At 56.4% G+C, this 11,171-nt stretch carries 9 protein-coding genes and 1 pseudogene; 5 read left to right on the top strand and 5 right to left on the bottom strand.

The features are described 5' to 3' along the window. Window positions 1-74 precede the first annotated feature (74 nt). Genes AC07XM_RS30430 through AC07XM_RS30440 form a run of 3 tightly spaced genes read right to left on the bottom strand, consistent with a single transcriptional unit; the run spans window position 75 to window position 5,051 of the window. A complete protein-coding gene (locus AC07XM_RS30430) occupies window positions 75-2,288 on the bottom strand; it encodes a site-specific integrase (RefSeq protein WP_172455973.1) in 2,214 nt (737 codons plus the stop codon). Further along, window positions 2,285-3,892, bottom strand: coding sequence for a site-specific integrase (locus tag AC07XM_RS30435; protein WP_102690245.1), 1,608 nt, complete (start codon window positions 3,890-3,892; stop codon window positions 2,285-2,287). Before AC07XM_RS30435 ends, AC07XM_RS30430 begins: the two co-directional genes overlap by 4 nt. Further along, complete coding sequence (locus AC07XM_RS30440; protein WP_223817826.1) at window positions 3,885-5,051, bottom strand: tyrosine-type recombinase/integrase; 1,167 nt, start codon at window positions 5,049-5,051, stop codon at window positions 3,885-3,887. Before AC07XM_RS30440 ends, AC07XM_RS30435 begins: the two co-directional genes overlap by 8 nt. Window positions 5,052-5,124: 73 nt before the next feature. On the opposite strand from AC07XM_RS30440, the pseudogene AC07XM_RS30445 reads away from it, so the two are divergent. Beyond that, window positions 5,125-5,292 (top strand): annotated as a pseudogene (locus tag AC07XM_RS30445) (JAB domain-containing protein); the annotation flags it as partial. Window positions 5,293-5,412: 120 nt separating this feature from the next. Here AC07XM_RS30445 and AC07XM_RS30450 read toward each other — a convergent pair. Beyond that, window positions 5,413-7,020, bottom strand: a complete 1,608-nt coding sequence (locus AC07XM_RS30450) for an ABC transporter substrate-binding protein (RefSeq protein ID WP_016489814.1) — start codon at window positions 7,018-7,020, stop codon at window positions 5,413-5,415. A 361-nt stretch (window positions 7,021-7,381) separates the two neighbouring features. Here AC07XM_RS30450 and rpmB point away from each other — a divergent pair, with 361 nt between their 5' ends. Next, on the top strand, window positions 7,382-7,618 hold the full coding sequence (gene rpmB, locus AC07XM_RS30455; RefSeq protein WP_003253504.1) for a 50S ribosomal protein L28: 237 nt from the start codon (window positions 7,382-7,384) through the stop codon (window positions 7,616-7,618). A gap of 11 nt (window positions 7,619-7,629) precedes the next feature. Then, window positions 7,630-7,785 (top strand): 50S ribosomal protein L33, encoded by a 156-nt coding sequence (rpmG, locus tag AC07XM_RS30460; RefSeq protein WP_003253507.1) that lies wholly within the window; start codon window positions 7,630-7,632, stop codon window positions 7,783-7,785. Window positions 7,786-7,852: 67 nt separating this feature from the next. Here rpmG and AC07XM_RS30465 read toward each other — a convergent pair whose 3' ends face one another. Beyond that, window positions 7,853-8,212: a cupin domain-containing protein gene (locus AC07XM_RS30465; RefSeq protein WP_016489813.1), complete on the bottom strand. Its 360-nt coding sequence runs from the start codon at window positions 8,210-8,212 to the stop codon at window positions 7,853-7,855. Between the two features lie 196 nt (window positions 8,213-8,408). Between AC07XM_RS30465 and AC07XM_RS30470 the strand changes: the two genes are divergently transcribed. Both AC07XM_RS30470 and AC07XM_RS30475 read left to right on the top strand, forming a co-directional pair. After that, window positions 8,409-9,902: an aldehyde dehydrogenase gene (locus AC07XM_RS30470; protein WP_016489812.1), complete on the top strand. Its 1,494-nt coding sequence runs from the start codon at window positions 8,409-8,411 to the stop codon at window positions 9,900-9,902. 202 nt (window positions 9,903-10,104) lie between these two features. After that, window positions 10,105-11,171 (top strand): MFS transporter (locus tag AC07XM_RS30475; RefSeq protein ID WP_102690364.1); only part of this gene is annotated, 1,067 nt, incomplete at its 3' end.

The raw sequence follows: 11,171 nt of genomic DNA on the forward strand, positions 1-11,171 counted from the left end.
CGCTGACGACTCATGGCACCTCCTATTTGGGCCTCATTATGAGGCTTGGAGGTGTCTACGAAACCAGGGGCGATTCACTCGATAGCGGCCTTTGCTTCCAGATCATCAGGGTTCAGGTGAAAGGATTTACATCCAGAATCTGTACCGAAGCCTCTGATACACATGAGGCCCCTGTCGCACGGACTGATATAGAGCTCACGTGTACACCCGCCCCAAGGCGTTAGGTTGAGAATGCTGAGTTTCTCGATGATCATCTCTTCGATTTGTTCGTCAGCGATTGACTCCTCCCGCCATCGGATTACTAGCCTGCCCAAAAAGTCTGGGGGAGGGTCAACGGCCAAGTATAAAGATCTCACATATTCTGCTCGCTCTTTGGCAGTACGGTAGTCATATTGACGGCTTTGGCGTGGGGTTCGCCCCATCCATAGGTCCACAGCTGTTTCAGAGGGACCAGAACGAAGAATTGCCGTGGTAACCCAACGACGGATTTGATGAGGAGTGATGGAAAAGATTTCACCGTCTTGCCCTCGTAGGTCAAGGCGCTGAAAGATTGTTTTTTTTGAGGAGTTCGAAGAGAGATAGTTGTAGAGATCGGCTCTAAATAGGGGGCGGGGGATGATCCCTAGCTCAGATATCGAGTCAAACTGGTTTTCCCAGATTACAAGTAAGTTGTCACTCAGCTTGCTAGGATAACCTTTGGCAGTGTGCTTCGCATGATAAGGTGCTTCACTTCCATCACCAGGCATTGAAAATTGTTCTTCAAAATGGCGTCGCAGGTGAAATCTGTATTTATCTTCTAAAAGGCGCTTGAGCAGTCTGATATCTATGACCAGGGATGGTACTCCCGCCCCGAATCCTCTTTGAGATAACATAAGTTCTCTGATGCTTGCCCACTCATTCCGGATGTCGAAGAGTTGCGCATGTGAAGGATTGTTTCCAGGCTTGAAAAGCCCGTCGTGAACCATTCCCTTGAGAAAGGTGCGCAGGTGATCTACAAACCATTTGCTCTTTTTTACTGACGCCTCGGAGGATTTTGTGTGTTTTGCAATGTCAATGACGGATACGCTATAACAGTTCTTTTTGTACTCATTGAGAAAATTAGACCAATCCCAATTATGCATTCGTTCATCTATCCAAATTGCGATTCGAGCGGCCGTTATTCTAGGGAGTTCAACGCTGCTGCTGTAAAATCGCCCACCACTGTAGAGCTCTTTTGGAGATACGGGGAAGCACTTACATATCTCCTCAACAAAGTAGTGATGTTCTACGGGCAGATCCAACGATGAGAGTTGATCCACCGCGCCGGGATCTAACGGATGGTTAGCGCGATAGGCTGCGAGTGCTTTATCTATAAATGAGAAACCATTGGTTTCAATGTCAAGAGCACGCTCTCTAGCATCCTGAGTGACAGCCAGCAAGTACTCGTACGCTTCGGTGAGTGGTGCGCTCCATAGGTCTGCGACGGGTACGGCGTTGGGGATGCAGTTTTTTTCTACAGGCACTCGTACGAACGTCGTGTGAGTGTTGGGATCTTGGAAAAGGCAACTCTTTGGAAGATTCGCGATCTCACCAACTCTCAAACCGAGCGCCATTCCAAAGCAGGTCGCCTCAAGTCGAATTCTATCGAAGCCCGCAGTTGGCTCCAAATGTGGGTTCTGCTTGATCAACCACCTGGCTTGTGCAATCCCTTTGTGCAAGTCAGAAGAGTATAGATTTTCTTCTCTTTGCTGAAACTCTCGTGATGTGAGTTCAAGCGCACTATGAGTCGGGTTGGGTATCCCAGTTTGCCATTTGATAAACCTATCGACGAATCGCAGCAGTACTCCATCGACCATTACGCTAAGTTGGTTGAGGAAATCAACAAATGCCTTGAGGGCATTTGCTCTATGGTAAATGGTAGAGTCTGAACGTCCATGCCTGATCGAGTCTACGGTGCGGTCGAAGACTTTGCGCGTTATGTCGCTCCACTCAATGTTTTCGCTATCCATTACTGCGGATAGATGCCTAATCGAGGCCATTCTGCCGATAATCAGCTCTGCTGACGGATGTGCCAGAATTTCTTTAACTATAAAGCAGCGCGCAAGCTTGCCAATCACTAGCGGGAGAGGGGGTTGGTCTTGATTTCGCCTGTTGAGAGGATCGAGTGATGTGAAGGGAATATTACTCGATCGATACTGCCATACCTTGCCCTCGAAATCTCCTGCTACTAATCCGTTGGCCTTGAGGTCATTAAATTGTTGCTCTGCATGTTTGTATCGGTCGTCTAAGACCATCATTGATATGCTCATTCTTTCAACTCCTTCACAGCAATGATTACTGACTTAGCGCCGTGAATTGCTGCTTCGACCTGTTGGGCCATAGCGCCAGTGGAATTGCTCCCGAGCATCTGCTGGAATTTAGTGATGTCTGCTAAAGCCCCTTCATGATTAGCATGACGGCTAGGTCTGAATTTAGGGCATGCATAGCAAGTGACCGTCGGGTGGTAAGGACATGGCTCTTCAGAATTGCATGATCCTAAGCCACTTATTGGCCTTAGCGCGGATCTGTCAGGGATTTCTTCCATGAATTTGCCGCACCACATCTGCACGGCTGCATTGATCTCCGGGCTTGCCATGTGGGTCGTATTTATGAACTCTTGCAGCTCAAGGTTGTAATGGAAGTAGTGCTTTATAGAGTTCAGATTTGAATGATCTAAAGCTTCAGCGACCTCTTCAGGGGATGCACCGGAAAGAACCATTGAAGTAGCCTTGGTCCTGCGCAGTCGGTACGCGGTGATCCGCATGAAGGGCTCTGTTTTTTGTATGGGTCGATGAGGGTCTGGTAACTGGAGTATCCAAGTGAGAGATGTTAGCGCATAACTTATTCTATGGTTGTCGAGATGTAATGTGAATGGTGTCAGCTTGGGGTTGGTGAGGAAGCGTAAAAGGCGGTTTTCGGTTGTGTACGCCGAGGGAAACAACGGCGTAGGAAGTACTGGAGTGCTTATTCCATGCCTGACACATATCGCGTTGATTTCCTTCGATGCGGCATTGCATTGGGTCTCAGCTAAAGTGCACTGAAGTTCTACTGCCTCTGCAGTATCGTTAGCGATGTAACGTTTTACCAGGTTGCTCGGATGCCTCCTGAGCCTTGAACGTCTAATTCCTTTAACACTCGGCACCTTTACAAAGGGGCCGCCCTCATCGATCCCGAAGTCAGTAACCTGCATTAGGGCCAACTGTATAGGGCGAAGAGCCCAGTCGCGACAGAGCAAAAAAAGCGTGCGTTGGGCATGAGTGATGAGCGGATTGTTGGCAAGCTTCATCTCAATGTTCGCGAGTTGTACGCGAGTGAAAGGGCCAAAGTCATCATCTCGCATCGTGACTAAATGCCTGTTATCATGCGCCTTTACTGTAAGCTGTGATAGTTCAAGGCTGTCATGTTCGTTGAAGCCTGGGACTTCTTCATCCAAGCACCATCGATAAAATACTCGAAGAGCAACTAGCTCCTCATACCAGCTTGATGCTTTTAATCGAGTGCATTCACGTACAGCAAATGTCGATAACCTATTGCCAATAGTATCCGCGTCATTTCCCGAAAATTTATGCTGGGCCAGAAGCCGCTGGACGACAATCAGAGGCCTAAGGTCGATGTGGGTTTGGAGTCTGTCGATGAACCACCCTCTGAGTAGCCACTCAACTAACAAGTTAGAATGTAGGGGCTTGCTCCACGCAATATTCATCGGAGCACACCCGACAATCTCTACCGTTATTCTCTCAACCCACGCATCATTGTTGTGAATTGTTATAGCCTGACCGAAGGTGGATTTGACTGTGGAAGGAAAGGCATCGGCCTCGATGCCGAAGCGACATTCAATCTCGGCTACGAGTTCGGCAGGCGAAATTTTAATCATCTTCATTGCCTCGAAAATTTGAGCTGTCTGAGCTTCTGATTATTTCGCCGAGCCGATCAGATATGGCCTGTCGAGAGTAGCGCTGAACACTTTCGCTGCTGGGGCTCCATCCGCCCAGATACGCCAGAGCATCTTTTACATTAATGCTGTTGGCGCCACTTTTTTCAAACTTTTTGCGAGCTATATTTGCCCCTGTCGCCCTCAAGCCGTGCGGATGAATTCGTGTTGAAAAGTTTGGCAAGCCGAGGCTGGCTGCAACGGTACGAAGAATGGTGTTTACGGTTCGCGCAGATAGCCGTCTCCCGTCACGGGAACTCACGAATAGGGCTGTACAAGGTCTTTTTGGTTTGATCAGTTTAGGGCGATGATCGGAAATGTATTCGTTCAGAACCGCGGCTACCGATGCGGTTATGGGGACTATCCGACCGCGCGTCTTGAGACTAGCCCCGTCCAGTCTCCGCTCCCTGTTGATATCGCTTGGGCGCTTGATGCGTATTGTAGGTGAGGGACCAAGGTCAACGTCGTCGAGTTCTATGAGAACCACTTCGCCACGCCTGGCAAGTGTTTCAAGCATTACTAAGAACAGACAGTAATTGCGTGCCTGTATCTGTTTACTTTGGAATGGGTTCCTAAAGTCATCAGGACTGAGCACCCCTTTGAATAAGGCTTGTCCGCCGGAGTCAAGTGGCGTTGCTGGTAGCGGCGGTTCTGATTGATATGCAATCTTGGTGATTTTTTTTTGAAGATTTCGCAGATTCTTGGCTTTGTTTTTTTCCGCTTGGCTTTGCTCAAGTAGACCTAGTCGATTGAGCTCAACGTAGTGCTCGAAGGAGAAATCTATGAATGATTTGACAGCTTCGAGTCGTCGGGTGCATGTCGATTGGCTCGCACCCGCACCGCGTTTGGTGGAGCAGAGGCGTTCGGCCAGCGATGTCAGTTCCGCTGAGCTGAACACCGCTAGGCGCTCAAGCTTCGCTTCCAGTGGAGAACCTCGGCTGAGAGCCCACTCGTACGCGATAGCGATGTCACGTAGGTAATTTTCGACGGTATTGAGACGCGATCTGTGGAGCAAATCCTCCGCCCAGAGGTTTGCTAGGATCACTGGAACCCCCTGCACCAGCAGGTATGGCCTGAGGCCGCTGGAGGCAGTACGAATCATTCGGATCTCGCAGAAAGGGACGTCTGGCATCGGTAGCTCCAGATCTGCAACGTTTCCGAACATATACCATAAGTGTCACAACCATCCTTCGGGGAACAGTGAGCCGAGCCAGGATGACGTGCATTTGACCCTGTCGTTGAAGCGGGGGCTGGGGCTGATCGATGTGCGGGTGCTGGATCACATCATCATCGGTGACGGGGAGCCCTTATCGATGGTTGAGCAGGGGTGGATTGTCGCTTAGAGGTGTGCATGTGCCGGCCTCTTCGCGGGACAAGCCCGCTCCCACAAGGTCTGCGCTGCCCTCCAATATGGCGGCGAATCTGTGGGAGCGGGCTTGTCCCGCGAAGAGGCCGGTGCAGGCTTACTTGGTAACCGACACCTTGCTGAAATCCAGCCGCCCGAACGGGCTCACCTGGTACCCCTCAACCCCTTGGCGCAACAGCGTCGCCGCCGTCGGGTGCGCCAGTGGTACCCACAGCGCCTGCTGCTGAATCAAGGTCTGCGCCTGCTGATACAACCGGCTACGCACGCTCTGGTCGTTGGTGGTGCGCCCGGCGCTGATCAGCTGGTCCAGGCGGTTGTCGCAGAAGCGGGCAAAGTTGGTCCCCGACTCGACCGCAGCACAGGAAAACTGCGGGCTGAGGAAGTTGTCCGGGTCGCCGTTGTCACCCGCCCAGCCCATGAACAGCAGGTCATGCTCACCGGCTTTGGCGCGGCGGATCAGCTCGCCCCATTCGATCACGCGGATCTCTGCCTTGACCCCGATCTTGGCCAGGTCGGCCTGCAGCATCTGCGCGCCAAGGCTGGGGTTTGGGTTGAGCAGGCTGCCCGACGGGCGGGTCCAGATGGTGGTGCTGAAACCATCGCTCAGGCCGACCTTGGTCAGCAGGGCCTTGGCTTTCTTCACGTCCAGCGGGTAGCCAGGCAGGTCCTTGGCATAGCTCCAGGTGTTGGGCGGGTAGGGGCCATTGGCGGCCACTGCGGAGCCTTCGAACACGGCCTTGAGGTAGGCCTGTTTGTCGAAGGCCAGGTTGATGGCCTGGCGTACTTCCGGCTTGTCCAGCGGTGGGTGCTGGCTGTTGATGGCGACGAAGGCTGTCATGAACGCCGGGGTAGTGGCCACCTTGAGGCTGCCGTCCTTGCCGGCCTCGGCAATGTCCAGGGGCTTGGGTGACAAGGCCACCTGGCACTCGCCACGCTTGAGCTTTTGCAGGCGCACGTTGGCATCGGTGGTAATGGCGAAGATCAGCGGGTCGACCGCGGGCTTGCCGGCGAAGTAGTCAGGGTTGGCGCGGTAACGTACCACGGCGTCCTTCTGGAAACGCTGGAACACGAACGGCCCGGTGCCGATCGGCTGGTTGTTGAGCTTCTCGGGCGTGCCCGCCTTCAGCAGCTTGTCTGCATATTCGGCAGAGTAGATCGAGGCGAAGCCCATGCTCAGCGTGGCCAGGAACGTGGCGTCCGGGTGGCTGAGGGTAAAACGCACGGTGTTCGGCGCTGGCGCCTCGATAGCCTTGATCAGGCTGCCCAGCTGCAGCGACTGGGCATGTGGGTAGCCACCCGGTGCAGTCTTGTGCCAGGCATGGGCGGGGTAGAGCATGCGCTGGAAGCTGAACAGCACATCGTCGGCGTTCAGCGCGCGGCTTGGCTTGAAATAGGCGGTGGTGTGGAATTTCACGTCATCGCGCAGGGTAAAGTCATACACCAGGCCGTCGGCTGACACCGTCCAGCTGGTTGCCAGGCTCGGCACCACCTTGCCTTGCGCGGCGTCGAACTCCACCAGGCGGTTCATCAGCACGTCGGCCGTGGCGTTGGTGGTGGTCAGTGAGTTGTACTGCACCACGTCGAAGCCCTCAGGGCTGGCTTCGCTGCAAACGCTCAGCGGCGCGGCCTGGGCTGCACCGGCAGCGAACAGCGCGCCGGCGGCGAACAGGGAGTTGAACAATAAGGAAAGGGCGGCAGCACGCATGGTGGCTCCTTGGCTGTCAGTGGCCCATCTGCCAGTGCAGTCTGGAAAAAGCCTACCCTAGTGCGCCCGTCGGTAAATGACCACACCCTTTTTTACAAATGTGGCGACGAGTGGTCGACGGCCGACGGGGCCTGCCGCTATGCTGGCCCGGCGCGTTCTGGCGTGCGGCAATGTGTATCTACTGTTGTTGCAGCCAAGTCTTTCTGGTATAAAGCAGCGCTCTTTTCTAGGGGCTCGGCCTGTCGCATAAGCGGATCCGGTCGATAAGACCTCCAGAATCACGGCGCCCAGGCGCCAAAGACTGAGAGATTAAGCGGCCAACCCATGCCGGGTTGGGCATGTGGTTTTAGAGGGCTGAGTCATGTCGAGAGTCTGTCAAGTTACTGGTAAGGGTCCAGTAACCGGGAACAACATTTCCCACGCAAACAACAAAACCCGTCGTCGTTTCCTGCCGAACCTGCAGCACCACCGTTTCTGGGTTGAATCCGAGAAGCGTTTCGTGCGTCTGCGCGTTTCCGCCAAGGGCATGCGTATCATCGACAAGCGCGGCATCGACGCCGTTCTGGTTGACATCCGTAAAGCTGGCGCCAAGGTTTAAGGGAGAGCATCATGCGTGAATTGATCCGTCTGGTTTCGAGTGCCGGTACCGGCCACTTCTACACCACCGACAAGAACAAGCGCACCACCCCGGACAAAATCGAGATCAAGAAATATGATCCGGTTGTTCGCAAGCACGTGGTGTACAAGGAAGCCAAGATCAAGTAATTGATCGGCGACCTGAAAAAAACCCGCATCCGAGAGGACGCGGGTTTTTTTATGCCTGTCCGGTGCCTTACTTCTGCTCGAACATCACATAGATCTTGCGGCAAGGCTCGAGCACTTCCCAAGTGCCCTTGAACCCGGCAGGGATGACAAACCGATCACCGGCCCGCAGGGTCTTGGCCCCGCCGTCCTGGTCGCGCAGCACCGAAACGCCCTGGACGATCTCGCAGTACTCGTGCTCGGTGTAGTTCACCGTCCACTGCCCCACCTCACCTTCCCAAACGCCTGCGGCAAACTGCCCGCAAGGGCTGGAGTAGTGGTTATAGACCGCTTGGTCTGGCTCGCCCTTGAGGATTTTTTCCGCCGCCGGGCGGTAGCGTTCGGCCTCGGTGATGATCTGCGCGAAGTCGATGATGCTGTCGATTCTCATGGTGCGGCTCCTGTTTTTGTTTAATAAAATGAACATCAGTAGGCGTTTGAGCCTTTCGTGTCAAATATATTGATAGTTTACACCGGCTGGTTTAGGGTATCGCTTGCCAGTGTGCGCTCGTCGCCCGGCCAGAATTCTGACAACGCCTGTGAGTCCTCAGTGCGGCGTTGCACCTAAACAAGAGGAGGAGTTTCGTATGACTACCCTGACCCGTGCGGACTGGGAACAGCGTGCCCAGCAACTGAAGATTGAAGGCCGCGCCTTCATCAACGGCGAATACACCGATGCCGCATCCGGTGAAACCTTCGAGTGCCTGAGCCCGGTCGACGGACGCTTCCTGGCCAAGGTTGCCAGCTGCGACCTGGCCGATGCCAACCGCGCTGTGGAAAACGCCCGCGCCACCTTCAACGCCGGCGTGTGGTCGCAACTGGCCCCGGCCAAGCGCAAGGCCAAGCTGATCCGCTTTGCCGACCTGCTGCGCAAGAACGTTGAAGAGCTGGCGCTGCTGGAAACCCTGGACATGGGCAAGCCGATCGGCGACTCCTCCAGCATCGACATCCCGGGTGCGGCCCAGGCCATTCACTGGACTGCCGAAGCCATCGACAAGGTCTACGACGAAGTTGCCCCGACCCCGCACGACCAGCTCGGCCTGGTGACCCGCGAACCCGTGGGTGTGGTGGGTGCAATCGTACCGTGGAACTTCCCGCTGCTGATGGCCTGCTGGAAACTCGGCCCGGCGTTGGCCACCGGTAACTCGGTGGTGCTCAAGCCGTCCGAAAAATCCCCGCTGACCGCCATCCGCATCGCTCAGCTGGCCATTGAAGCCGGTATCCCGGCTGGCGTGCTGAACGTGCTGCCAGGCTACGGCCACACCGTAGGCAAGGCCCTGGCCCTGCACATGGACGTTGATACCCTGGTGTTCACCGGCTCGACCAAGATCGCCAAGCAGCTGATGGTGTACGCGGGCGAATCGAACATGAAACGCATCTGGCTGGAAGCCGGCGGCAAGAGCCCGAACATCGTCTTTGCCGACGCGCCGGACCTGCAAGCTGCCGCCGAGGCCGCTGCCAGCGCCATCGCCTTCAACCAAGGCGAAGTGTGCACCGCAGGCTCGCGCCTGCTGGTCGAGCGTTCGATCAAGGACAAGTTCCTGCCAATGGTGGTCGAAGCCCTCAAAGGCTGGAAGCCAGGCAACCCGCTGGACCCACAGACCACGGTCGGTGCCCTGGTCGACACCCAGCAGATGAACACCGTGCTGTCGTACATCGAGGCTGGCCACAAGGACGGCGCCAAGCTGCTGGCCGGCGGCAAGCGCACCCTGGAAGAGACTGGCGGCACGTATGTCGAGCCGACCATCTTCGACGGCGTGACCAACGCCATGCGCATCGCCCAGGAAGAGATCTTCGGCCCAGTGCTGTCGGTGATTGCCTTCGACACTGCCGAAGAAGCCATCGCCATTGCCAACGACACGCCCTATGGCCTGGCGGCTGGCATCTGGACGTCGGACATTTCCAAGGCCCACAAGACCGCCCGTGCCGTGCGCGCTGGCAGCGTCTGGGTCAACCAGTACGACGGTGGCGACATGACCGCACCGTTCGGTGGCTTCAAGCAGTCGGGCAACGGCCGTGACAAGTCGCTGCATGCGCTGGAGAAATACACCGAGCTGAAGGCGACCTGGATCAAGCTGTAACTCCAGGGGGCCGCGTTGCGGCCCAATCGCCGGCAAGCCAGCTCCCGCAGGTTTTTCGCAGCCCTCAAGGCCTCCGTTATACCTGTGGGAGCCTGGCTTCCCGGCGATGGGCTGCACAGCAGCCCCAACAATAGCCGGGTCGGCTCACGCTGACCCGGCTTCGTCGTTTTTGCTGTTCACGAATTCTGCCTGGGAGGCTGCAATGCGTTGGGGTACCTACTTCGCCGTACTGGCATCGGTGCTGAGTGTCGGGCTGGCGCTCGGCGTGAGCATGCCGCTGGTGTCCCTGCGCCTGGAGGCTTGGGGCTACGGCAGCTTTGCCATCGGCGTGATGGCGGCGATGCCGGCGCTGGGTGTGCTGGCCGGTGCCAGCCTGGCCAGCCGCCTGGCCGGCTGGGTTGGCGTACCTTCTGCGATGCGCCTGTGCCTGTGGGGTGGGGCGCTATCGATCGGCCTGCTGGCCCTGTTGCCTAGTTACCCGCTGTGGCTGCTGCTGCGGCTGATGATCGGCATGTCCCTGACCGTGGTGTTCATCCTGGGCGAAAGCTGGATCAACCAGCTGGTGGTCGAGCAATGGCGTGGTCGCCTGGTGGCGCTGTACGGTAGCAGCTACGCGTTGAGCCAGCTGGCCGGGCCACTGGTACTGGGCTTTCTCGGCTCTGATGACGATTTCGGTTTCTGGGCTGCGACGGGCCTGCTGCTGGTCGCGCCGCTGATCCTGCTGGGGCGAGGCGGTGCACCGAGCACGGAAGCGTGCAACGTGACCTTCGGCGACCTGTTTCGTTTTTGCCGTCGTTTGCCGGTGATCGCCTGGGCCATTGCCCTGTTCGCTTCGTTCGAGGCGATGATCCTGACTTTGCTGCCGGTGTATTGCCTGCAGCAGGGCTTTACCACCGAGATTGCCCTGTTCATGGTCAGTACCGTGGTGGTGGGTGATGCGGTGTTGCAACTGCCCATCGGGGCGTTGGCCGACCATATGTCGCGCCGCACCCTGTTCACCGGCTGCGCGGTGACCCTGCTGGTGTCCAGCCTGGCGATTCCACTCATGCTGCATACCCCGGTGATCTGGCCGTTGTGGGTATTGTTCGGGGCCAGCGCAGGGGGCTTGTTCACCTTGTCGCTGGTACTGATTGGCGAGCGCTACCGGGATGACGCGCTGGTGCGGGCCAACGCCCATGTTGCGCAGCTGTGGGGTATTGGTTGCCTGCTCGGGCCACTGTTGGCGGGGGCGGGGAGCCAGTGGGTCAGCGGGCACGCGCTGCTGTGGCT

This window comes from Pseudomonas sp. GW460-LB5, assembly GCF_059423245.1.

Excerpts from the sequence above, each read along its gene's own strand:
- AC07XM_RS30430 (WP_172455973.1), bottom strand. The coding sequence starts at position 2,288 with ATGAGCATATCAATGATGGTCTTAGACGACCGATACAAACATGCAGAG.
- AC07XM_RS30435 (WP_102690245.1), bottom strand. The coding sequence starts at position 3,892 with ATGATTAAAATTTCGCCTGCCGAACTCGTAGCCGAGATTGAATGTCGC.
- AC07XM_RS30440 (WP_223817826.1), bottom strand. The coding sequence starts at position 5,051 with ATGATTCGTACTGCCTCCAGCGGCCTCAGGCCATACCTGCTGGTGCAG.
- AC07XM_RS30450 (WP_016489814.1), bottom strand. The coding sequence starts at position 7,020 with ATGCGTGCTGCCGCCCTTTCCTTATTGTTCAACTCCCTGTTCGCCGCC.
- rpmB (WP_003253504.1), top strand. The coding sequence starts at position 7,382 with ATGTCGAGAGTCTGTCAAGTTACTGGTAAGGGTCCAGTAACCGGGAAC.
- rpmG (WP_003253507.1), top strand. The coding sequence starts at position 7,630 with ATGCGTGAATTGATCCGTCTGGTTTCGAGTGCCGGTACCGGCCACTTC.
- AC07XM_RS30465 (WP_016489813.1), bottom strand. The coding sequence starts at position 8,212 with ATGAGAATCGACAGCATCATCGACTTCGCGCAGATCATCACCGAGGCC.
- AC07XM_RS30470 (WP_016489812.1), top strand. The coding sequence starts at position 8,409 with ATGACTACCCTGACCCGTGCGGACTGGGAACAGCGTGCCCAGCAACTG.